15 protein-coding genes and 1 pseudogene are annotated in these 22,707 nt (G+C 73.0%); 8 read left to right on the top strand and 8 right to left on the bottom strand.

What is annotated here, in order from left to right; all coding sequences use genetic code 11:
* Positions 1-246: 246 nt before the first annotated feature.
* The 5 genes from ACZ402_RS18585 to ACZ402_RS18565 form a co-directional block, all read right to left on the bottom strand.
* A complete protein-coding gene (locus ACZ402_RS18585; RefSeq protein WP_375825650.1) occupies positions 247-5,238 on the bottom strand; it encodes a ThuA domain-containing protein in 4,992 nt (1,663 codons plus the stop codon).
* Positions 5,239-5,517: 279 nt separating this feature from the next.
* A complete protein-coding gene (locus ACZ402_RS18580) occupies positions 5,518-6,690 on the bottom strand; it encodes a Gfo/Idh/MocA family protein (RefSeq protein WP_375825649.1) in 1,173 nt (390 codons plus the stop codon).
* A gap of 135 nt (positions 6,691-6,825) precedes the next feature.
* Positions 6,826-7,893: a substrate-binding domain-containing protein gene (locus ACZ402_RS18575; RefSeq protein WP_375825648.1), complete on the bottom strand. Its 1,068-nt coding sequence runs from the start codon at positions 7,891-7,893 to the stop codon at positions 6,826-6,828.
* Positions 7,894-8,000: 107 nt separating this feature from the next.
* Positions 8,001-9,044: an ABC transporter permease gene (locus ACZ402_RS18570; RefSeq protein WP_375825647.1), complete on the bottom strand. Its 1,044-nt coding sequence runs from the start codon at positions 9,042-9,044 to the stop codon at positions 8,001-8,003.
* Positions 9,041-10,561 carry a sugar ABC transporter ATP-binding protein gene (locus ACZ402_RS18565; protein WP_375825646.1) on the bottom strand — a complete coding sequence of 507 codons (1,521 nt, stop codon included), beginning with the start codon at positions 10,559-10,561 and terminating at the stop codon, positions 9,041-9,043. The genes ACZ402_RS18570 and ACZ402_RS18565 overlap by 4 nt, the downstream gene beginning before the upstream one ends.
* Before the next feature lie 409 nt (positions 10,562-10,970).
* Here ACZ402_RS18565 and ACZ402_RS18560 point away from each other — a divergent pair, with 409 nt between their 5' ends.
* From ACZ402_RS18560 to ACZ402_RS18550, 3 genes are all read left to right on the top strand, one after another.
* Positions 10,971-12,152: an ROK family transcriptional regulator gene (locus ACZ402_RS18560; RefSeq protein WP_375825645.1), complete on the top strand. Its 1,182-nt coding sequence runs from the start codon at positions 10,971-10,973 to the stop codon at positions 12,150-12,152.
* Between the two features lie 70 nt (positions 12,153-12,222).
* Positions 12,223-12,888, top strand: coding sequence for a ThuA domain-containing protein (locus tag ACZ402_RS18555; protein ID WP_375825644.1), 666 nt, complete (start codon positions 12,223-12,225; stop codon positions 12,886-12,888).
* 40 nt (positions 12,889-12,928) lie between these two features.
* Positions 12,929-13,834 (top strand): dihydrodipicolinate synthase family protein, encoded by a 906-nt coding sequence (locus tag ACZ402_RS18550; RefSeq protein WP_375825642.1) that lies wholly within the window; start codon positions 12,929-12,931, stop codon positions 13,832-13,834.
* Positions 13,835-13,875: 41 nt separating this feature from the next.
* On the opposite strand, the gene ligA is transcribed toward ACZ402_RS18550, so the two are convergent.
* Positions 13,876-16,341 carry an NAD-dependent DNA ligase LigA gene (gene ligA, locus ACZ402_RS18545; RefSeq protein WP_375825641.1) on the bottom strand — a complete coding sequence of 822 codons (2,466 nt, stop codon included), beginning with the start codon at positions 16,339-16,341 and terminating at the stop codon, positions 13,876-13,878.
* Positions 16,342-16,493: 152 nt separating this feature from the next.
* Between ligA and ACZ402_RS18540 the strand changes: the two genes are divergently transcribed.
* The 3 genes and pseudogenes from ACZ402_RS18540 to ACZ402_RS18530 all read left to right on the top strand — a co-directional run bounded on the left by ACZ402_RS18540 (position 16,494) and on the right by ACZ402_RS18530 (position 18,581).
* The gene (locus tag ACZ402_RS18540) at positions 16,494-17,093 is read left to right on the top strand and encodes a TetR/AcrR family transcriptional regulator (protein WP_375825640.1); all 600 of its coding nucleotides are present in this window, start codon (positions 16,494-16,496) and stop codon (positions 17,091-17,093) included.
* A gap of 76 nt (positions 17,094-17,169) precedes the next feature.
* Positions 17,170-17,823 (top strand): annotated as a pseudogene (locus tag ACZ402_RS18535) (ABC transporter ATP-binding protein); the annotation flags it as partial.
* Positions 17,820-18,581 (top strand): ABC transporter permease, encoded by a 762-nt coding sequence (locus ACZ402_RS18530; protein ID WP_375825638.1) that lies wholly within the window; start codon positions 17,820-17,822, stop codon positions 18,579-18,581. The pseudogene ACZ402_RS18535 and the gene ACZ402_RS18530, both read left to right, overlap by 4 nt.
* Positions 18,582-18,655: 74 nt before the next feature.
* Here the strand turns inward: ACZ402_RS18530 and ACZ402_RS18525 are convergent, their stop codons facing one another.
* A complete protein-coding gene (locus ACZ402_RS18525) occupies positions 18,656-19,237 on the bottom strand; it encodes a M15 family metallopeptidase (RefSeq protein WP_375825637.1) in 582 nt (193 codons plus the stop codon).
* Between the two features lie 197 nt (positions 19,238-19,434).
* Between ACZ402_RS18525 and ACZ402_RS18520 the strand changes: the two genes are divergently transcribed.
* Both ACZ402_RS18520 and ACZ402_RS18515 read left to right on the top strand, forming a co-directional pair.
* Positions 19,435-20,658: a sensor histidine kinase gene (locus ACZ402_RS18520; RefSeq protein WP_375825636.1), complete on the top strand. Its 1,224-nt coding sequence runs from the start codon at positions 19,435-19,437 to the stop codon at positions 20,656-20,658.
* Positions 20,655-21,416 carry a response regulator gene (locus ACZ402_RS18515; protein ID WP_375825635.1) on the top strand — a complete coding sequence of 254 codons (762 nt, stop codon included), beginning with the start codon at positions 20,655-20,657 and terminating at the stop codon, positions 21,414-21,416. Before ACZ402_RS18520 ends, ACZ402_RS18515 begins: the two co-directional genes overlap by 4 nt.
* On the opposite strand, the gene ACZ402_RS18510 is transcribed toward ACZ402_RS18515, so the two are convergent.
* Positions 21,395-22,681, bottom strand: coding sequence for a hypothetical protein (locus ACZ402_RS18510; RefSeq protein WP_375825634.1), 1,287 nt, complete (start codon positions 22,679-22,681; stop codon positions 21,395-21,397). The genes ACZ402_RS18515 and ACZ402_RS18510 overlap by 22 nt on opposite strands.
* Between the last annotated feature and the right edge of the window lie 26 nt (positions 22,682-22,707).

Below are 22,707 nucleotides of genomic sequence, written 5' to 3'. Positions count from 1 at the left end.
CCTCGTCGTGGTCCGTGGGTGGCTCCGGGGCCGACGGTGGTCGTCGGTCCCCGGGGTGCCCCGGCGCCTGGGCCGGAGCGCCCGTTCCCGGGCGCCGGGGCCGGAGACCCGGGGGTCTCCGTCGTGCTCGTCGTGCGGGCAGCGTACGGTCGGCCCGGCCGATGGGCCGCCCGTCCGCCGAGCGCCCGCACGCCGAGCGCGGTGCCCGGCGGGCCGGTGCTCAGGGCACCGGCCCGCCGGAACCTGTCAGGAGCAGGCCCGGGCGGCGTAGTCCGCCGTCCCGGAGAACGTCCTCCCCTCGGCGTCGGTCGCGGTCACCGTCACGGTGCCGGCGTCGATCCCTGCCGCCCGCGACGCGAACGACTGGTAGGCGTTCGCACCGGGCGCCACGTCCGCGAACTCCTTCGACCCGTACGGGGTCTCGAGAGTGATCGCGACCGGGACCGCGTCGTCGTTCGTCGCGCGGACCGCGACGAACACCTTGCCGGCCATGCAGCGCGTCTCCGCGGTGATGGTCACCGCGATCGGCTCGACGTCGTCGCCGACCACCCGGAAGTAGTCGAACGACGCCGCCGCACCGGTGTCGGCCGCCGCACCGAGGGCGAAGAGACCGACCTGGGCGTCCGCCGCGGGAGCGTTCGTCACGCTCTGGTCGAACGTGGTCCAGGTATCGCCGTCGGCGCTGTACGCACCGGTGAACGTGTCACCGGAGCGGGTCAGGCGCAGGTGCCACACGTCGCCCGTGAGGCTCGACGACTGGGGCTGCGGGTTCTGCACGACCCCGGCGACCTCGCTGCGCAGCTCGATCCGGGCGTTCTTGGCCTGGCCCGCCTGGTTGTCGACCACGTAGTCGAGCTTGACGTAGTTGTCGTCGTCGCCGTAGACGAGCAGACCGCCCTGCTGGTACTGACGGTCGAGCGCCGAGCCGTCGACGACGGTCTCGATGGTCCACTCCTCGCCCGGCTGGTCCTGCAGCACGATGTTCGGCACAGGACGGTTGTCGGTCCCGTAGATGTCCGTCGGCGTCGTGTCGATCTGCAGGGAGCCGTCCACCACGCGGTAGCCGGTCGGGTCCTCGCGGACGATCGACCAGCGGCACGCGTCGAGGGCGCTGCCGTCGAACTCGTCGTCCGGCCCGGGGGCGGACGCCGTGTCGTCGGGCGTGATGGAGAACCAGTCGAACTCGGCGTCGATCACGGGGGACGCGGTGTTGTTCCCCTTGAACGACACGAGGCCGATCTTCGCGTTCTCCAGGTCGGCGATCGACTTGGTCTCCGACATCGTCGTGAAGTCGACGCCGTCGGCCGAGTAGGCCGCCTGGAGGTTCTCCCCGTTGCTGACGAACCGGACGTAGACCGTGTCCGGGTAGTCCGCCCCGAGGTTCGCCGTGTTGGACGCGCTGACCTCGTTCGGCTGGGCGTTCTCCTCACGGATGAACTGGAAGATCCGGGTCGCCGGGTCCGCGGACTGCGAACGACCCTGGAGCACCATCTTCGCGTAGTTGTCCTGGTCCTCCCAGATCACCAGACCGGCCTGCTGGTACTGCTGGCGAGCCGGCAGCGTGAGCTTGGCCGTGGCCGTGAACGGCCCGTCCGGCAGGTCCTGGAGCACCAGGTTCGGCACCGTGGTGTTGTCCGTGCCGTAGAAGTCGGTCGCCGTCGTCGGGATGACGAGGTTGCCGTCCCGCACGACCAGGTTCTGGTCGCGGTTGAGCACCGACCACCGGCTCTCGTCGAGGTCCGCGCCGAGGAAGTCGTCCGAGCGACCCGAGAAGCACATCCCCGGTCCCGTCTGCGACGCCTTCACCGTCACGGTCGTGTACTCCACCGAGTACGCACCGCGCTCGTCGGAGGCCCGCACCTGGAGCCGGTACGTGCCCGGCTGGTCGTACGTGACCTCGAACGAGTCGGTCCCGTCGACGAACCCGTCACCGAGTCCCGCGTCCCACGCGAAGGTGATCGCGTCGTCCTCGGGGTCGGAGGCGGTCGCCGTCGCGGTCACCGTCAGCGGGGCGGTGCCCGTCGTCGGAGTGACCTCGAACGAGTCGATGGTCGGGCGCTCGTTGTCCGTGACGCCGCGGCCGTCGAACTCGAGCCAGTTGACGTTGGCCTGGCCGGACGTCAGGACGAAGTAGAGCGTGCCGGTACCCGAGGGCACGTCGGTCAGCTCGGTCGAGACGTTCGTGTAGGCCTGCCAGTCACCGGTTCCGGGGACCTGGACGGACCCGATCTCCGGGCCGTCCGCGGCGTTCCACCGGACGGAGATCGTGGCGTTGCTCGGCGATGCCGCGCGCAGCGCGATCGAGTCGACCTCGTGGAGCGAGATCGGGTCGTAGGCCCACCAGTCACCCGGCTCGATGTAGCCGATGTTCTGGCCACCGCCGGCCGTGTCGCTCGTCGTCTCGCGCTGCACGCCCGGGTCGCCCGTGCTCGTGGAGCCCTCGAGGCGACCGGTGGAGGTGAAGAACTCCGCCTGGAGCAGCTTGGGCTGCAGCACCTGGAGGTCGTTCGCCGTGAGCGGGGCACCGGCGGCGCCACCGTCGTCCGTGTACGACGCCTCGATGACCCAGAAGATGTTCGACTCGATGCCGTGGCCCTCGTCGCGCGCCGTCTGGAAGACGCCCTCACAACCGCCGAGCACGTCCATCGGGTGCGCGTGCGAGTCGTGGCCGAGCGACGTCGAGAGCTCGACCTGGCTGCAGTCGACCTCACCGTCGGGGTCGTCGACCGCGATCTCGTACCGGACCTGGTCGCCCCACTGGAAGAACCCGCCGTTGTCGGGGAACGTGATGGAGATCGTCGGCGCCTCGTTGCCGACGACGACCGACACGTTCGCCACGCCCGTCTGGCCCTGGGCGTCCGTCGCCACGAGCTGGGCGGTGTAGCTGCCGTTCTCCGTGTACGTGTGGACCGGGTTGGCCTCGGTCGACGGCTCCGACCCGTCGCCGAACGTCCACTGCAGGGTCAGCGCGTCTCCGGCCGGGTGGCGCGTGCCCTCCGAGGAGAACTGCACCGTGAGCGGTGCGTGACCGCTCGTCACGTCGGCGCTCGCCCGCGCGATCGGCGACGGGTTGCCCTTGACGTAGTTGACCTTGTAGATGCCGCTCGAGTCGTTGTCGCCGCCGAAGCCCGAGCCCCAGTCGACGACGTAGAGCGCGCCGTCAGGACCGAAGTCGAAGTCCATCGCACGGTCGAAACCGGCGCTCGGGTCGAAGATCTTCGGCATGACGCGGTTGATGTCGACGATGTCGTCGCGCTTCTCGCCGTCGAGCTGGATCGAGTACAGCTTGCCCTGGTTCCACTCGCCCAGGAACGCCTTGCCGTCCCAGTACTCGGGCCACTGGACGTCGGAGTCGAGCTCCGGGTCGAACTGGTAGACGGGACCACCCATGGGCGCACCGCCGCCGCCGATCTCCGGGAAGTCCGGGTTGCCGGCGTAGTTGTACCAGATCTCGGCCTCGATGGCCGGGGGCAGCTGGGTCAGGCCAGTGTTGTTCGGTGACTGGTTGACCGGACCCTCGGCGCAGTTGAACGCCGCGCCGGACTGGCCGGTCGCGAAGTTGTACTTGAGGTAGTCCGCGTTCGCCCCGGTGCAGTACGGCCACCCGTAGAAGCCGGGCTCGCTGACGACGTTCCACTCGACCGTGTTGCCTGGACCGCGAGACGGGTTCGCACTGCCCGCGTCGGGGCCGTAGTCACCCACGAGGATGTTGCCGGAGTAGGGGTCCACGCCGATGCGGAACGGGTTGCGGAAGCCCATCGCGAAGATCTCCGGACGCGTCTTGTCGTCCGTGTCGGCCGCCTCGTCGAAGAGGTTGCCCTCGGGGACGGTGTACGTCCCGTCAGCCTCCGGGTGGATGCGCAGGACCTTGCCGCGCAGGTCGTTGGTGTTGGCCGACGAACGCTGGGCGTCGTAGTCCTGACGACCGGCGCGCTCGTCGTGCGGCGAGTAGCCGCCCGACTCGAACGGGTTGGTGTTGTCGCCCGTCGCGAGGATCAGGTTGCCGTCCTCGTCGAAGACCATGTCACCGCCGGCGTGGCAGCACGTGTTGCGCTGCGTCGTGACGGTGAGGACCTTCTTCTCCGTGGCCTGGTCGATGGTGCCCGTGGCCGGGTCGAAGTCGAACCGCGAGATCCGGTTGTGCGGGCCGTCGGTGCCGACGTTCGCCGGAGCCCAGTAGGTGTAGACCCACCCGTTCTCCGAGAAGGCCGGGTCGAGGACGAGACCGAGCAGACCGTCCTCGTTGGCGGTGGTCACGGGGAGGGTCGTCGCGGTGTGCGTCGTGTTGGTCGACGGGTCGATGACCTGCACGCGGCCGTCACGCTCGGCGTAGAACACCGTGCCGTCGTCCGCGACGTCCAGGACCATCGGGTTGCGCGTCTCCTCGTCGAGCGCGATCTGCTCGTAGCTCGCGGACTGCGTCGCCGCGCAGTCGGACGCCACGGCGCCCGCGGCCGTCTGGATGCCGCCCAGCAGGTGCTGGAGGAAGTCCGGGTCGGCGTACGACTCGTCGGTGTGGCCACCGCCGGTGTACCAGGACCGGCCACCCTCGTAGACCTGGCACCAGGCGGTCGGGTGCTCGGCGCCCATCGCGCCGCCACCCGCGTTGTACGTGGTCTCGTCGAGGCTCGCGAGCACGTGCACCGTGTCGCGGGGGTTGGTGCGGAAGTTGTACCACTCGTCGAACCGCTCCCACCGTGAGGGCAGGTGGGCCGTCGACTCGTGGACGTGGTCCTCGACCTTGACGGTCGCGGTCTGGTTCTGGGGGTGAGCGCTGAAGTACGCGCCGACCAGCCCGCCGTACCAGGGCCAGTCGTACTCGGTGTCGGACGCCGCGTGGATGCCCGCGTACCCGCCCCCGTTCTGGATGTAGCGCTCGAACGCGGCCTGCTGGTCGTCGTTGAGGACGTCGCCGGTCGTGGACAGCCACACGACGGCTTCGTACTGCGCGAGGTTGTCGTCCGTGAACGCTCCCGCGTCCTCGGTCGCGGTGACCTCGAAGTTGTTCTCGGCACCGAGCTGCTGGATCGCGGCGATGCCCGCGGGGATCGACCCGTGGCGGAAGCCACCGGTCTTGCTGAAGACGAGCACGTCGAACGGTTCGGCGTCCGCGGCCGTGACGACGGGCGCCGCCGCGACGCCCGTGGGCACCGGTGCGGCGGTCGCCGACGTCGCCGCCGCCATGGTCAGGGGGAGAGCGACCGCTGCCGCGGCAGCTGCCGCGACCGTCCGCCTCAAGGCGAGCGATCCTCCTAGCACGTTTCTCACAAGGTCTCCTCGTCGAGATGGGGAATCAGTGCTGCGCTCCGCCGGGTGCCGCCATCGGCCGGCCGCCGTCCCGGGATCTTCGACCGGCAATTTTGATTGCCCGTCGTACTAAATGCGCGCCATCGCTGCGCGTCCACCCTCCTTTCCTCCAAGCCGTTCCCGGTCGGCCGTGCTGCGCTGCACGGACCGACACCGTCGGGTCGGCGTCCGGGTCGACCCTCCGCCCCGCGGGCCGACCCGGACTCGATACTACGGCTGGACCCAGCCGCCCGATGCCGCGCTCCGCTCGACCGCGTCGAGCACGCGCTGCACCACGAGGCCGTCCGCGAAGGTCGGCGCCGGGTGCGTCCCGGAGGCGATCCCCTCGACGAGGTCGACCGCCTGGTGCGTGAAGGCGTGCTCGTACCCGAGCCCGTGGCCCGCGGGCCACCAGTGCGCGACGTACGCGTGCTCCGGCTCCGTGACGACGATGCGTCGGAATCCGGCGACGACCGCGTCGTCCGCGGCGTCGAAGAAGTGCAGGACGTTCATGTCCTCGAAGTCGAACGCGACCGAGCCCTTCGAGCCGTTGATCTCGAGGCGGATCGCGTTCTTGCGGCCGTAGGCGAAGCGCGTGGCCTCGAAGGTCCCGATGCCCCCGCCGGACAGCCGGGCGAGGAAGACCGCCGCGTCGTCCACGGTGACGGGCCCGCGCTCGGTGCCGCCCTGGCCGGACAGCCCCGCGAACTCCGTCGCGACGGGCCGCTCGGTCACGAAGGTCTCGAGCAGTCCCGAGACGCTCGTGATCTTCTCTCCGGTGATGAACTGCGCGAGGTCGATGACGTGGGCGCCGATGTCGCCGAGCGCCCCGCTGCCGGCCTTCGACTTGTCGAGCCGCCACGACAGCGGCGCGTCCTCGTCCGCGATCCAGTCCTGGAGGTACTGCGCGCGGACGTGGCGCACGGTCCCGATCCGGCCGTCGACGACGAGCTGGCGCGCGAGCTGGATGGCCGGCACGCGGCGGTAGGTGAAGCCCACCATCGCGACCTGGCCGCGCGCGGCCGCGGCCTCGGCCACCTCGACCATCTTCTCCGCCTCGGCGACCGTGTTCGCGAGCGGCTTCTCGCACAGCACGTGCTTGCCGGCCTCGAGCGCCGCGATCGCGATCTCGGCGTGCGTGTCGCCGGGCGTGCACACGTCGACGAGGTCGACGTCGTCCCGCGCGACGAGCGCCTGCCAGCTGGTCTCGGTGGACTCCCAGCCGAGCCGCTGGGCGGCGGCGGCCAGCGCCTCCGGGTTGCGGCCGCCGAGCACCCGCATGCGCGGGTCGAGAGGGAGGTCGAAGAACCGGGGGGCGGTCCGCCAGGCCTGCGAGTGCGCTGCCCCCATGAACGAGTACCCGACCATGCCGACGCCGAGCTGTGCGCCGTCGTTTCCTGCCATGACGTTCCTTCCGTGCGCATGTTCCTGCGCGTGACGTGAGCATGCCCACGGTCCGGCCGGGGTCGTCCCGGGCGGACCGTGGGCGTGGTCCGCGTGCTGTGCTGCTGCGTGCTGACGACGGGCGTCAGCGGTCCGTCAGGACTGGAACGCGGTCGGCAGGTACTGGTCGACGTTGTCCTTCGTCACGACCGGCGCGAAGAGCTGGATCGTGCGGGGGACGCCGGACGACGCCAGGTCGCTCATGCTCCGGTCGTGCGCGACGAGGCGGGCGAGCTTGATGCCGTCCGCGGCCTGGGTCGACGGGTAGACGACGGTGGCCTGGAGGACGGAGTCGCCGGCCTGGATGTGCTCCATGACCTGCTTCGAGCCGGCGCCGCCGACCATGAAGAACTCGTCGCGGCCCGCGTTCTGGATCGCCGAGAGCACGCCGACGCCCTGGTCGTCGTCGTGGTTCCAGATGGCGTCGATCTGCGGCGCGGCCTGGAGCAGGTTGGCCGTCGCGGCCTCGCCGCCCTGGACCGTGAAGTCGGCGGCGACGCGGTTGTCGACGTCGAGGCCGCAGTCGGACAGCGCGTCCGCGAAGCCCTGGCTGCGGTCCTGCGTGAGCGGGAGCGAGTCGATGCCGGCGATCTCGGCGACCACCGCGTCGGGGTTGTCCCCGAGCTGCTCGCAGATGTACTGGCCGGCGCTCACGCCCATGCCGTAGTTGTCGCCGAGGACCGTGGCCCGGGCGGCGAACGGGCTCGAGAACTCGCGGTCGACGTTGATGACGGGGATCCCGGCGTTCATCGCCTTGGTCGCGACCTCGGTGAGCGCGGCGCCGTCGAACGGCAGGAGCACGATCGCGTCCACGCCGTCGTTGATGAAGCCCTCGATCTGGCTGATCTGGACGTTGACGTCGTTCGTCCCGTCCGCGACACGGAGCTCCACGTCCTCGTACTCCGCGGCCTCGGCCTCGGCCGCGGTCGTGATGGCGCCCATCCAGCCGTGGTCGGCGGCGGGGGCCGAGAAGCCGATGACGATCGGGTCGCCCGGGGCGTCGTTGTCGGAGACGGCCTCGTTGCTGCTGCCGCCTCCGTCGCCGTCCGCGGTGTCCGCGGGGGCCGGGGTGTTCGACGTGCACGCCGTGGCGATCAGGGCGATCGACGCGGCCGAGACCGTCGCGATCATGAAGCGGCGGCGCAGGGTGGTGCGTGCGGACATGGGATCTCCTTCGAAGCTGTCCTGCAAGAGGAACTGCGGGGGAACTGCGGGGGAACTGACGGGGTGGTGCGGGCTGTGCGTGGCGCGAGGCGCCGGAGGTACGTGGGCTACCTGGTGCTGCGGCGGGCGATGCGCTGCTGGAGCAGGACCGCGCCGACGATGATCGCGCCCTTGGCGATCTGCTGGACCGAGCTGTCGACGTTGTTGATGATGAAGACGTTGGTGAGCGTCGTGAAGATGAGCACGCCCAGGACGGTGCCGACGATCGATCCGCGGCCGCCTGCCAGGAGCGTGCCGCCGACGACGACCGCGGCGATCACGTCGAGCTCGAGGAGCAGACCGTTGGTCGAGGAGCCGGCGCTCGTGCGAGCGAGGATCATGACACCGGCGATGCCCGCGGTGAGGCCCGAGAGCGCGTACACGTACATGAGGTGCCGCTTGACCTTGATGCCCGCGAGGCGCGCGGCCTCGGGGTTGCCGCCGACCGCGACGGTCCGGCGTCCGAACGTCGTGCGGTTGAACAGGAACCAGCCGAGCACGGCGACGATCGCGAAGATCCAGACGATCTTCGGGACACCGAGGAGGTTGCCCCGGAAGATGTCGTTGAACTCCTGGACGTTGACGATCTGCGTGCGCTTCTGGGCGATGAGCTCGGCGAGGCCGCGCGCCGCGACGAGCATCGCGAGCGTCGCGATGAACGCCACGACGCGCCCGTAGGCGATGATCAGGCCGTTGAGGAACCCGGCGCCGAGGCCGACCGCGAGCGCACAGATGACCATGACGACCCAGCCGTACGACTGGGTGGCGAGCGTCGTCGCCCACACGGAGGAGAGCCCGAGCACGGAGCCGACCGACAGGTCGATGCCGCCCGTCGTGATGACGAACGTCATGCCGATGGCCAGGACACCGGTGACCGACCCGAGGCTGAGGATGGTCATCAGGTTGCTGACGCTTGCGAACCGCTCACCCGCCGTCGCGAAGCCCAGGACGCACAGGAGGACCAGTGCGAGGACCAGGCCGATGTTCCGACCTGCCGCCCCGGACATGAATCCTGCCCGGCGGCGCTCGCTCGCGGCCTTCGCGACCCTGGCCGACTCGTCGGCGTCCGGCTTGTCCGTCGGCATCGAGGCCGACACCTGCTGCTCGCTCACGCGACACTTCCTTCCATGACCATGTCGAGCACCTGGTGCTCGTCGATGGAGCTCGAGGGCCCCTCGTGGACGACGCGACCCTCGGAGACGACGAGTACGCGGTCGGCGAGGCCGAGGACTTCGGGGATCTCGCTGGACACGACGACGACGGCGGCGCCCTCGTCGGCGAGCCTGCGGATGAGGGCGTAGATCTCGGCGCGGGCTCCGACGTCCACGCCGCGCGTCGGCTCGTCGAGGAGCAGGACGCGGCAGCCGTGGACCAGCCAGCGGGCGAGCATCGCCTTCTGCTGGTTGCCGCCCGAGAGGGTGCGGATCGCACGGTCGACGCCGGCCGGCCGCAGCTCGAGCGAGTCGGCCTGCTCCTTGGCCGCCTTGCGCTCGGCGGCCTCGTCGAGGAAGCCGCCGCGCGCGAAGCGCGCGAACGTCGAGAGGGTGACGTTGCGGTAGACGGGCTCGTCGAGGAGCAGACCCTGGCTCTTGCGCTCCTCGGGCGCGAGCCCGATCCCGGCGTCCACGGCGGATGCCACGGAACCGGCGCGGAGCCGCTTCGAGTCGACCCGGACCGTGCCCGCGGTCGCGCGCCGAGCCCCGTAGATCGTCTCGATGATCTCCGAGCGCCCGGCGCCCACCAGGCCCGCCAGGCCGACGATCTCCCCGGCGCGCACCTGGAGCGACACGTCCTCGAACGTGCCCCGCAGGGACAGGCCCTCGACGTCGAGCACGACGGGTGCGTCGGCGGCGAGCTCCTGGGAGTCGGGGAAGACGTACTCGACCGAGCGCCCGGTCATCAGGGTGATGAGCTTCGCGGTCGGAGTCTCGGAGACCGGGAGGTTCTGCGCGACGGTCCGGCCGTCCTTGAGGACCGTGATCCGGTCCCCGATCTCGCGGATCTCCTCGAGACGGTGCGAGATGTAGACGACGGCGACCCCGGCCTTGGTCAGCTCCTTGACCACGCGGAAGAGGTTGCCCACCTCCTCGGAGTCGAGCACCGCGGACGGCTCGTCCATGATGATGACGCGCGCGTCGTGCGAGAGTGCGCGGGCCATCGAGACGACCTGCTTGCCCGCCGCGGAGAGGCGCTCGACCTCGTGGTTCGGGGAGATCTCGCTGTGCCCGAGCCGCTTGAGGATCGCCCGCGTCTGGCGCACGGCCTCGCGACGCTGGGAGAACCCGAGCGTCGCGAGCTCGTGCCCGAGGTACACGTTCTCCGCGACGGTCAGGCCGTCGACGACGTCGAGCTCCTGGTACATGGTCGCGACACCGTGCCGGAGCGCGGCGACGGGGTCGGAGATGGTGATGGGCTCGCCGTCGAGGAGGATCTGACCCTCGGTCGGCTGGTGAGCACCGGCGAGCACCTTGATGAGGGTGGACTTGCCGGCGCCGTTCTGCCCGAGGAGACAGTGGACCTCGCCCGGGAGGATCTCGAGATCGACGCCGTCGAGCGCTCGAGCCCCGGGAAAGACCTTGACGATGCCCTGCATCTGCAGGAGCGGCTGGGGAGGGTCTGCGGTGACCATGCGGTGAACCTAGCCGACCTTTTGACGACGGTCAATCATAAGATCACAGCCTTTTGCTGCTGTTACAACTTCGTTACCAGCAAAAGTGGACAAGCGCTGTCAGGGCGAGGGAACGCTCCCACCGTGCGAGCGGGCAGAGATCGACGAGGCAGGTCGACTCGTGGCACGACGGCCGGCTGACGAGCCGAACCACCGAGAAGTCGGCCTGGGGTCGGGGTCTGCACAAGCAGGTGGGGCGGCTGTTCGCCCGGACGGGAGGCCCTTCCTCGGGTCTCCACAACTTCCGACGACGTCCGTGTCGCCTTGGGAGGGGACAGTAGGGTACCTTTTGGCGATCGTCAAGCAAAAGCCGATGACTCGTCCGGCAGGTACGGACGACCGACGAGAGGCTCCGTGATTCACTGTGCCCATGGAGGAACTGCTGAAGTTCGCGCCGCGCCCGACCGGCGCCGGCGACATGTTCCAGCTGCTCCGGGACGGTCAGCCGCGCACGCGCGCGGACCTCGCAGCGATCACGGGGCAGGCGCGATCCACCATCGCCGCCCGGATCGACCTTCTCATGTCGGCGGGCCTCATCGCCCCCGCGGGAGAGGCGAGCTCGACCGGCGGGCGACCGCCCGTGACCTTCGCCTTCAGCCCTGAGGCGCGCATCGTCCTCGCCGTCGACCTCGGTGCGACGCACGCCCGCCTGGCCGTGACGGACCTCGCGTCCAACGTGCTCGCCGAGACCGACGCCGCGCTCGCGATCGCCGACGGCCCCGACGTGGTCCTGTCGTGGGTCGCGGACACGGGCGAGAAGCTCGTCGCGACGACCGGGCGCAGCCTCGACGACCTCGTGAGCATCGGCGTCGGCCTGCCCGGCCCGGTCGAGCACTCGACCGGCCGGCCCATCAACCCGCCGATCATGCCCGCGTGGGACGACGTCGACGTCGCCGGCATCCTGCAGAAGCGGTTCAACGCGTCGGTCCTGGTGGACAACGACGTGAACATCATGGCGCTCGGCGAGCACCGCACCGCCTGGCCCACCGTGACCGACATGCTGTTCGTCAAGGTCGCCACCGGCATCGGGTCCGGCATCATCGCCGACGGCGAGCTGCGGCGCGGCGCACAGGGCGCGGCCGGGGACATCGGCCACGTCGCCGTCCCGAGCGCGGCCGACGTCCCGTGCCGCTGCGGGAACGTCGGGTGCCTCGAGGCGGTCGCGAGCGGCCATGCGGTCGCCGCCGCGCTCGCCGCCGCAGGCCTCGACGCGACGAACAGCGCCGACGTCGTCACCCTCGTCCGTGGTGGGGACCTCACCGCGAGCCAGGCCGTCCGCCAGGCCGGACGCGACATCGGCTCGGTCCTCGCGGCGTGCGTGAGCCTCCTCAACCCGTCGCTCATCGTCATCGGCGGCATCGTCGCCGAGGCCGGCGAGCACCTCATCGCGGGCATCCGCGAGATCGTGTACCAGCGGTCGCTCCCCCTCGCGACGCAGCACCTGCGCATCGTCACGTCGCAGGCGCGCGGCCAGGCCGGCGTGCTCGGTGCGAGCGCCATGGCCGTGGATCACGTACTCTCGCCCGCAGCGATCGACGCGCTCATCGCCTGAGCGCGGTCGCCGGGGGCCGCTGCCCGCGACACGCGGGCGCGACGAGTGTGACGAGGCACGAGGAGGAGTCATGACCGAGCGGGACCGTCGAGCGCTCGTGGTCCGGGGCGGTTGGCCCGGGCACGCACCCGAGGAGGCGGCGGAGCTGTTCGTCCCGTTCCTGGAGGCGTCCGGCTACGACGTGACGCTCGAGGGATCGCTCGAGTCGTACGCCGACGAGGAGTTCATGGCGAGCCTGGACCTCGTCGTGCAGTGCTGGACGATGGGCGAGATCCTCCCGGACGAGATGCGCGGGCTGCGCACCGCGATCGGGAACGGCACCGGGTTCGCGGGATGGCACGGCGGGATCGTGGACTCGTTCCGCCTCGCGACCGACTACCTGCAGATGGTGGGCGGGCAGTTCGCCGCGCACGCGCACGACCTCATCGACCACACGATCGACATCGCGCCCGAGCACGCGGACCACCCGATCGTCGCGGGCATCGACTCGATCTCGCTGCACTCCGAGCAGTACTGGGTGCTCGCCGACTCGTACAACGAGGTCCTCGCGACGACGACCATCGTCCCGCGCGACGGCGACCCGTGGCACGAGCCCGTCGTCTCCCCCGCCGTGTGGACGCGCCGCTGGGGCGCCGGCCGCATCTTCGTGTGCGCGGCGGGCCACCAGCTCGCCGACCTCGAGGTCCCGCCCGTCCGCACGATCGTGGAGCGCGGCATCCTCTGGGCCAGCCGCTGACGCGCAGCACCCCACGCGCACGGTTCCCTACACTCGGCGCGTGACCTCGTTCCGCGGGCTCCTCGCCTACCCGATCACGCCGCTCACCCCCGACGGCGCACCCGACCTCGACGCGCTCGCCGCCCTCATGGGCGGCGCCGCGCGGGCCGGGGTCGACGGCGTCGTCGTCCTCGCGTCGTCGGGCGCGGGCGTGACGTTCGCGCCCGACGAGCGCGACGCCGTCGTGCGGGCTGCCCTCGCGGCGGGCTCCACGCCCGGCGCGCCGCGCGTCCCGGTCCACGTCGCCGTGAGCGGCGCTTCCACGCGTGAGGTCGTCGCGCGCGCCCGCGCGGCGCGGGACGCCGGGGCCGACGGGCTGGTGCTCGCGCCGTTCTCCTACCTCCCGCTCGACGAGGACGAGGTCGTGGCGGTGTTCGAGGCCGTCGCGGCCGCCGTCGACCTGCCGGTCTGCTACTACAACCGGAGCGTGCAGACGGCGTACGACGTCACGCCCGCGGCGCTCGCCCGGCTCGCGCACGCCACGACCGTCACGGCCGTGAAGGACCCGGCGTCCACGCCCGCGCGACCGGCGGGCCGCGTCGCGACGCTGCGGGCGGCGACCGCCGGGCTCGGCGTGAGCGTCGGGCTCAGCGGCGACGCGGCGATCGTCGGCGGTGCCGAGGCCGCGGACGCCTGGCACACGGGGCTCGCGGCGCTCGTGCCCGCCGAGTACGCGGCGCTCCGGCGTGCACGGACCGCGGACGAGGAGCCTGACGCCGACGTCGTCGGCTGGCTGCGCGCACTCACGGACGTCCTGGCGTCGCTGCGACCCGTGAGCGGGTTCCACGCGCTCGCGACCCTGCTCGGCGTGCCGACCGCTCCCCCGCGCGGCCCGTCGCTGCCCGTCCCGCCCGACGGCGTCGCGCGCCTGCGGGAGGTCGTCGCGCGGCGCCCGTCGGCGCCCTGACCCCATCCCCCGCCGCGCCGCGCCGCGTCGCGCCGCACGACTCAGCCGTCCGTGCCCGCACCTTCCGCGTCGTCCACGCCGGACGCGTCGCCACCGACCCGGTCCGCCACGGCGTCGGGGCCCCCGGCGAGCAGCGCGACGAAGCCGTCCTCGTCGAGGATCGGCAGGCCGAGGTCGCGGGCCTTGGTCTCCTTCGAGCCCGCGTTGGCGCCGACGACCACGTAGTCGGTCTTCTTCGAGACCGACCCCGACGACTTGCCGCCCGCCGCGATCACGGCCTCCTTGGCGCCGTCACGGCTGAAGCCCTCGAGCGACCCCGTGACGACCACGGTGAGGCCGGCGAGCGGTCCGGTCGGCGCCTGGCGGGCTCCCGGACCGGGATGCCCCGGGATGGCGAACCGCACCCCGTCCCGCTTCCACTGCTCGACGATCTCCTGGTGCCAGCCGACCTCGAGCCACGCGATCACCTCGTCGGCGATCACCGGCCCGACGCCCTCGACCGCCGCGAGCGCCTCGCGGCCCCCGTCGCGGATCGCCTCCTCGATGGCGTCCAGGGACCCGAACCAGTCCGCGAGCGCGCGCGCCGCGACCGGGCCGACGTGCCGGATGTTGAGGCTCACGAGGATGCGCCACAGGTCCTTCGTCCGCGCGAGCCGCAGCTCGTCGACGAGGGTCTGCGCCGTGCTCGACGGCCCGTACACCGGGTAGTCCTTGCGGACCCCCGCCGCGCGGCGCTCGGCGGGCGTCGCGTCCTCGAACCCCGGCGGGTAGGTGCGCGCGGCGACCTTCTGGAACGGCCGGACGACCTTGGCGAGCAGCACGGAGCCGTCGGACATCGCGACCTCGCCCGACTCCCCCACGCCCTCGTACGGCCGGGGCAGGCCGGTCTCCGGGTCGCGCACGACGACCTTGATCGGCGCGAGCTGCTCGACGGTGAGCCCGAAGAGGTTCTTCTCCGTGCGCAGCGGCGGCTCTGCCGGCTCGTACGGGTGGGTGAGCGCGGCGGCCGTGACCTCGCCGAGCGCCTCGACGTCGAGGCCACCGCGCGAGCCGATGTGCTCGACGCGGCCGCGCACCTGGGCGGGGCACGACTCGGCGTTGGGGCAGCGCAGGTCGACGTCCCCCTCCTTCATGGGGCGCAGCGGCGTGCCGCACTCGGGGCACTCGGCCGGCATGACGAAGTCCTCGCGCGGGTAGCCGTCGTCCGCGAGCGCCGCGACGGGGCCGAGGATCTCCGGGATGACGTCGCCCGCCTTGCGCAGGACGACCATGTCACCGATCCGCACGCCCTTGGCCCGGACCACGTCCTGGTTGTGCAGGGTCGCCTGGCGCACCGTGCTGCCCGCGACCTTGACCGGCTCCATGACGGCGTACGGGGTCGCGCGGCCCGTGCGGCCCACGCCGACCTGGATCGCGAGCAGGCGCGTGTTGACCTCCTCCGGCGGGTACTTGTACGCGATGGCCCACCGGGGCGCGCGGCTCGTGGCCCCGAGCCGGCGCTGGAGCGCGAGCTCGTCGACCTTGACGACGATCCCGTCGAGCTCGTGCTCGATGTCGTGCCGGTGCTCGCCGAAGTAGGCGATGCGCTCCATGACCTCGTCGAGGCCGTGGACGACCCGGTTGTGCGGCGACACCGGGACGCCCCACTGCTCGAACAGGTCGTACGCGGCGGACTGCCGCGCGAGCTCGGCGTGCTCGCCGGCCTCCCACTGGAGCGCGCCGACGCCGTGGGCGTACATGCGCAGGTTGCGGCTCGCCGTGACCGCGGGGTCCTTCTGCCGCAGCGACCCGGCCGCGGTGTTCCGCGGGTTCGCGTACGGCGCCTGGCCCGCAGCGACGAGCTTCTCGTTGAGCGCCGCGAAGTCCGCGACGCCCATGAACACCTCGCCGCGGATCTCGATGACGTCGGGGTGGGTCGCCGGGTCTCCGCCGAGGCGCTGCGGGATGCTCTCGATCGTCCGCACGTTGGCGGAGACGTCCTCGCCCGTGCGCCCGTCGCCGCGCGTGGCCGCCCGGACGAGCCGGCCCTTCTCGTAGAGCAGCGCGATGGCGAGGCCGTCGATCTTCACCTCGCACAGGTAGTCCACCTCGGCGTCGGCGGCCACGCCGAGGTCGCGGTGCACGCGCGCCGCCCACGCCGCGAGGTCCTCCTCGCTGAACGCGTTGTCGAGCGACAGCATCGGCTCGAGGTGCTGGACCGTCGCGAAGCCCGCGGCGGCCCGGCCCCCGACGCGCTGCGTCGGCGACTCGGGCGACTGGAGGGCGGGGTGCGCGGCCTCGAGCGCCTGGAGTTCGTGCATGCGGGCGTCGTACTCGGCGTCCGAGGAGACGGGCTGGTCCTCCTCGTAGTACGCGCGCTGGTCCGCCTCGACCTGGGCGACGAGCTCGGCCCACCGCCGCTGCGCGGCGGCCTCGTCGAGCTCGGCGGCGGACGTGGCCGTGGGGACCTCCTGGTCCGTCACGGTCGGGGCGGTCGGGGCGGACGTCGCGGGGGTGCTCTCGCTCACCCGCACATCATCGCGCGGACCGCCGACATCCGCCGCCCTCGACGGCGGTGGAGAGGCATCGGTCGCGGCCCCCGGTCCGTCCCGGCCGGGTGCCGGTTCCCGGCCGGGACGGCGTCTTGGCACCATGAATGTTAGTCACTAACATCTGGTCCATGAGCTCGACACACATCACCGCGGCAGTCCCGCGCCGAGAGCGGACACGGGCCGCTCTGATCGCGGGCGCGCTGGACCTGTTCGAGCGTCAGGGCTACGAGACGACGTCGGTCGCGCAGGTCGCGGAGGCCGCGGGCGTCACCGAGATGACGTTCTTCCGCCACTTCCCCGCGAAGGAGCGAGTGCTCCTCGACGACCCGTACGACCCCGTGCTCGTCGAGGCGGTCGCGGCGCGCCCGCGCGCGGAGGGCCCGTTGGAGCGCACCGTCGCGGGCCTGCGGAACGCCTGGGGCGAGATCCCGGCCGACGCGCGCGACGTCGTCCGCCGGCGCACCCGGATCGTCGCGCGCACGCCCGTGCTGCGCGGCGCGGTCGGGCTCAACAACCTCCGCACGGAGGACGCCGTCGTGGCCCGGCTCGTCGAGGACGGGTGCGAGCCGCTCGAGGCGCGCGCCGCCGTCGGAGCCACCCTCGCCGTCCTCACGGCCGCGCTGCTGCACTGGGCGGACTCCGAGGACGAGGACCTCGGTGCGGTCATCGACCGCGCGCTCGGCGTGCTGGTGCCGGCCGGGCGCGTGGCGAGGGGGCGTCGTGCGTAGGGCGCAGGCGCCGGTGCTCCGCGCCGTCGCGCTGTCCCGCTCCTTCGGCGACGTCGCCGCCGTCCGAGGGATCGACCTCGACGTCCGCCCCGGTGAGGTGCGCGCGCTCGTCGGGCTCAACGGCGCGGGCAAGTCCACGCTCCTGCGGCTCCTCGTCGGCCTGCTGCGGCCCGGCTCCGGACGCGCCGAGCTGTGGGGCACACCGGCCTGGGGGGCGCCCGCGGAGGTCCGGGCACGCGTCGGCTTCGTCGGCTCCGGCCACGCCTACGACGAGCTGACCGTCCGCGAGAACCTGCGCACCGCGGCCCGGCTGCACGGCTGCACCTCCGCGGAGGCGCGACGGCGGACGGACGGGCTCCTCTCCTCGCTCGCGCTGGACCGGTGGTCCGACCGGCGGGTGCGCACCCTCTCGGACGGCAACCGGCGCCGTCTCGAGCTCGCCTGCGCGCTCGTGCACGACGCCGACCTGCTCGTCCTCGACGAACCGACGAACGCCCTCGACCCGGCGGGCGTCGTCGAGATCCGCGAGACCCTGGTGCGCCGCGCCGCGGACGGGACCGCGGTCCTCGTGTCGAGCCACCACCTCGACGAGATGGCCCGCGTCGCCACGTCGATCGACGTCGTCCACGACGGACGCGTCGTCGGGCAGCTGCCACCGGACGGCCCCGACCTCGAGCGCCAGTTCTTCACCACGGTGCACGCGGCAGCGACCGGGGGTGGCGCCAGGTGAGCGCCGCGCTCGAGGCAGAGCTGCTCAAGCTCGCGCGCTCGACGGTCGCCCGCATCGCGACAGGCACGCTCGTGCTCATCGTGCCCCTGCTGGCCGTCGGGCTCGCCGCGGCCGCGGAGCACGGCGGCAACAGCACGCTCGCGCTCAAGGTCCGCCCCCTGGTCCCCGACGGCGGCTGGGACGCCGTCACCGGGACGACCGGCCAGGTGCTGACCGTCGCGACGCTCCTCGCGGCAGGTTTCGTCGTGAGCTGGACGTTCGGCCGCGAGCTCACCCGCGGCACGGTCGAACCGCTGCTCACCGCCCTCCCGTCCCGGACCGCCGTCGTGTCGGCCAAGCTCGTCGTCGTCACCGGATGGGCGCTGGCGTCGAGCGTCGCCGGCGTGAGCGTCGCGGTCGTCGCGGGGCTCGCCCTCGCTCCCGGCGCCGGGTCGCCCTGGCCCGGGGCCGCGCGCGCCGTCGTCGGCGGCCTCCTCGCCGCGCTGCTCGCCCTCCCCTGCGCGCTCGTCGCGACCTGGGGCCGCGACGCATTGGCCGGGGTGGGCGCCGTGCTCGGGCTGGTCGTCGTGGCCCAGGTCGTCACGGTGGTCGGCGCCGGCGCGTGGTTCCCCTGGGCCGCGCCGGGCCTCTGGCTCGGCATGGGCGGCCCCGCCGTGCACGTGACCTGGTGGCAGCTCGCAGCCGCCCCGACGGTCGGTGCCGCCAGCTGGGTCGCGACCGCGTCGTGGTGGCGCCGTGCGGAGCTCGTCAGCCGCTGAGGTCGACCTCGGCCGGCCACCCTCGGGGGCGGCCCTCGACACCGACTCCGCACGACCTCGCCGCCGCACGGCGGTCACTCCCAGCCATGGGACGCGTCGTCGTGCATCGGCGGGCACGTCCCGCCGGGCTCGACGGCGGCCTCGAAGTGCCAGAGCTCGTTCGCGTACGTGCGGCACAGCCCGAACTCGGCCCCGTGCTGCTCGAGCCACAGCGCGCCGTCCGTCGGCCCGACGTCGATCGCGAGCCCCGCGACGTGCTCGGACGACTCGGGCGGGAGCACCCAGCGGTGCGCCTCCTCCGCCGACCCGTAGCGCTCGAGCGCGGCGTCGACGAGCTCCTGCTGCTCGGCCGCGGTGCGCCACCCGGACGTGAGGGTGAGCTCGACGCCGTCGGCGTCCGCTGCCGCCCGTGCCACGTCGAAGCGCCGCTCGAGCTCCGGGTCGAGACCCGTCGCGGTCTGCGGGCGCAGCGTGGGCGACGGGTCGGCGACGGCGCCGCCGTCGGGCGTCGACACGGTGAGGTACGTGATCGCGCCCACCGCGCCGAGCACCCCGACGACGAGGACGCCGGCCACGGCGCGAGCGGCGCGACGGGGACCGGGACGGCCCGGGACGTGGCGGGCGGGACGGGCGGGGCGGAGGGGTGTCGTGGTCATGCCTCGAGGCTCGCCCGCCGCGGCCCCCCGCCACATCGGCCCGACGGCGGCACCTCGACCCCCGCCGTCCGGCGCAGCCGCGCGTCCCGCGTCCGTCCCCGGCGCGACGCCGCTCCGCCCTGGGGCTGAGCCCCCGTCGACCGGCCTCGGTCCTTGGGCGGTCCCGTCCCGGGCGGGCGCCCGGCTACCGTGGACAGGTGCCCCAGCTCACCCGTCTGCCCGTGTGGGCGCAGGACCTCGCGACCGCGCTCGCCGCGGGCCTCGTGTGGTTCGCGGTCATCACCGTGATGGAGAGCGGCGACTACTGGTACCCCCGCACCCCCGAGTCGTACCGCGTGGCGGGGCTGTGGATCGTCCTGACCCTCGCCCTGCGCCGGGTCCTGCCGGGCCCGCTCTTCTGGGCGACGGCGATGCTCTACCCCCTCGCCCTGCCGTGGACCATGCAGACGCCGTTCGAGCTCCTCCCGCTCCTGGTCGCGGGATTCGCCGCGACCCGCTCGGGCGCCGTCCCGTGGGCCCTCGCCGGCCTCGCGGGCGGCCTCTCGGCGTTCGCGATGCAGCTCTGGTCCCGACCGCACCTGACGTTCCCCCCGACCCCGTTCTCGCCGCTGTGGATCGGGCTCGGCCGGTCGCCGTCGGACGTGCTCCTCGCCCTCGCGCTCGTCCTGGGCGCGGTCGCGGCCGGCTACTTCTTCCGCCGCCTCGCGGTGACGTCCGAGCGGCTGCGCGAGCGCAACGCCGAGCTCCAGGCCCTCCAGGCCGAGCTCGCCGAGCGCGCAGTGCTCGCCGAACGCACCCGCATCGCGCGCGAGCTGCACGACGTCGTCGCGCACCACATGTCCGCGATCGTCGTGCGGGCCCAGGCCGCGGACCGCGTCGCGGCGAACCAGCCCGAGGCTCCCGCCGAGGCCGTGCGCTGGATCAGCGACGAGGGCAAGCAGGCGCTCACCGCGATGCGGTCGGTCGTGCAGGTGCTGCGCCGCGGCACCGAGGCCGACGGCGGGACCGCGGCCCTCGCCCCGACGCCGGACGGCACCCGCGCTCCCGACGAGCTGCGCGCGGCCGCACGCCGCCTGTGCGACGCCGGCCGCGACGTCGACCTCTCGCTCCCCCGCCCGTGGCCGACGACGGGCGCCGAGTCGGGGCTGGCCGTCGTCCGCATCACCCAGGAGGCCCTGACCAACGTGCTGCTCCACTCGCTCGCCCCCGACGTCACCGTGACCGTGACCGACGACGCCGCCGACCTGCGCCTGCGCGTCCACGACCCGGGGCCGTCCCTCCCGAGCGCCGAGGGGCGTCAGGGCCACGGCCTGACCTCCATGCGCGAGCGCGCGCTCGCCGCCGGGGGCGAGCTGACCGCCGGGCCGGACGGGCGCGGCGGCTGGACCGTCGAGGCGCGCATCCCGCGGGAGACCGCGTGACCGGCCCCGTGCCGGGCGCGGACGGGAGCGGCGCCGCGCTCCCCCCGGTCCGCGTCGTCGTCGTCGACGACCAGTCCACGATCCGCCTCGGCCTGCGCATGATCCTCGAGAACGAGCCGGACGTGACCGTCGTGGGCGAGGCCGGGGACGGCGAGACCGCGGTGACGATGGCGCGCGCGCTGCGCCCCGACGTCGTGCTCATGGACGTGCGCATGCCGCGGCTCGACGGCATCGAGGCGACCGCGCGCATCGTCGCCGACCCCGACCTCGCCGAGGTCCGCACCCTCGTCCTCACGACCTTCGACGACGACGAGTACGTGTACGGCGCGCTGCGCGCCGGGGCGGCCGGGTTCCTGCTCAAGGACGCCGACCCACAGACCCTCGTCGACGCCGTGCACCGCGTCCGCGCGGGCGACTCGCTGCTCGACCCGGCCGTCACCGGACGCATCATCTCGACCTACGTCGAGCTCGCGCGGCACGCGCCGCTCGGGCCGGACGCCGCCGAGACCGACGCGCCCGGGACCGGGCTGGACGCGGCGACGCCCCGCGAGCGCGAGGTGCTGCTCGCCGTCGCGCGCGGGCTGTCGAACCGCGAGATCGGCGCCGAGCTGCACCTCACCGAGGCGACCGTCAAGAGCCACGTGCGCTCGCTGCTCACGAAGGTCGGCCTGACCAACCGCGTGCAGCTCGTGATCCTCGCCTACGAGGCAGGCATCGTCCGTCCGGGACGCGACGATCATCCGGCGTCGACGAGCTGAGCGACGTCGCTCACGCGCCAGGCCCGTACGCCGCCCGCTCCGGCAAGCGTCACGACGGCGTCCGACCCGTCCGGGTGGACGGTCCCCTGGCCTCCCGGTTCAGGCGTCGGGAGCACGAGATGCTGCCATTCCTCCGCGTCGGCGGACAGCCACAGGACCGACCGTTCCACGCCCGTCGCGACGACCGTGCCCACGGCGGCGTACCTCCCGTCGACGCGGACGACGCGACCGAACGTCTCGCCTCGACCCGTCGCGCTGACGAGCTCGAAGGTCGTGCCGTCCGTGGTCCCGCGCAGCTCGGTGCGCCCGTCGACCTGCACCTGGAGCAAGGGGCGAGCGTCGCCGTCTCCCTGGACGCACCCGTCGACCTCGAACGACTCCTCCGCGTCGATCACCGCGCGCTCCCAGCCGGTGCCCGCGCCGACCCAGGACGCGTCGACCTCCCGGTCGCCGTCGACGACCGTGCCCAGCACCCAGGGACGACCGTCGGCGAGGAGACACACGTGCCGCGCGGAGGACCGACCGTCACCCCCTTCGAGCCCCTCGTCGAGGGTCCAGACGAGGCCGTCCTCGGACCGCCAGGCCGCGGCGTGCCGCACGCTCGCGCCCTCGGGACTGTCCGCCCGCACCCCGACGGCGACCCAGCCCCCGTCGACCGCGCGGACGTCGTGGATCTCCGCGTGCCCGGAGGACGGCCAGCCGGAGCCCTCCGCCCACTCACCGCCCACGGGACGGAACCACGACCGCACCGTGACGCCGTTCTCGCCCTCCTCCCAACCGAACGTGATCGTCACCTCCCTCCCGTCGGAGGCCGCAGCCCGGACCAGTGCGAGGTCCTCCCCGGTCCAGGGGGCGTCCGCCGACCTCTCGGCGAGGCCGCGACCACCTGCGGTGTACACCGCTGACGAGACCCGCCTCCGCCAGCCGTCCCCCGCGGTCGAGACCTCCGCGCGCCGCACGACGACAGCCCCGTCGCCCGCGTCGACCTCCGTCGGCCGGAACCAGCGCCGAGGCGTCGCGAGGGTCGCGAGCCGACGCCACCGCCCGTCGCGGAGCTCGGTCACGTACGCGCCGCCGTCCCCGGCGAGGACGGCCCGCACCGCACGCTCGTCCGGGTCCCAGGCGGACGGACCGCCGAACCCGATCCCTCCGTTGTCGTCGGACATGCCCTGGGAGAGGATGTCTCCCGACTCGTCCTCGACCACCAGGCTGCTCGCGCTGAGCTCGTCGCCCCAGTAGACGGCCGCGAGATCGTCGCCGCCCACGGCGGGCGCCGACAGCCCGGTCGACT

It is taken from the genome of Cellulosimicrobium sp. NPDC030954, assembly GCF_055571305.1.
Note: the sequence above shows the minus strand (reverse complement) of the source record. Positions and strands in the feature narration are given on the sequence as shown.

Coding starts and splice junctions, on each gene's coding strand:
- ACZ402_RS18580 (WP_375825649.1), bottom strand. CDS start 6,690: ATGGCAGGAAACGACGGCGCACAGCTCGGCGTCGGCATGGTCGGGTAC.
- ACZ402_RS18555 (WP_375825644.1), top strand. CDS start 12,223: ATGACCGAGCGGGACCGTCGAGCGCTCGTGGTCCGGGGCGGTTGGCCC.
- ACZ402_RS18560 (WP_375825645.1), top strand. CDS start 10,971: ATGGAGGAACTGCTGAAGTTCGCGCCGCGCCCGACCGGCGCCGGCGAC.
- ACZ402_RS18565 (WP_375825646.1), bottom strand. CDS start 10,561: ATGGTCACCGCAGACCCTCCCCAGCCGCTCCTGCAGATGCAGGGCATC.
- ACZ402_RS18525 (WP_375825637.1), bottom strand. CDS start 19,237: ATGACCACGACACCCCTCCGCCCCGCCCGTCCCGCCCGCCACGTCCCG.
- ACZ402_RS18575 (WP_375825648.1), bottom strand. CDS start 7,893: ATGTCCGCACGCACCACCCTGCGCCGCCGCTTCATGATCGCGACGGTC.
- ACZ402_RS18540 (WP_375825640.1), top strand. CDS start 16,494: ATGAGCTCGACACACATCACCGCGGCAGTCCCGCGCCGAGAGCGGACA.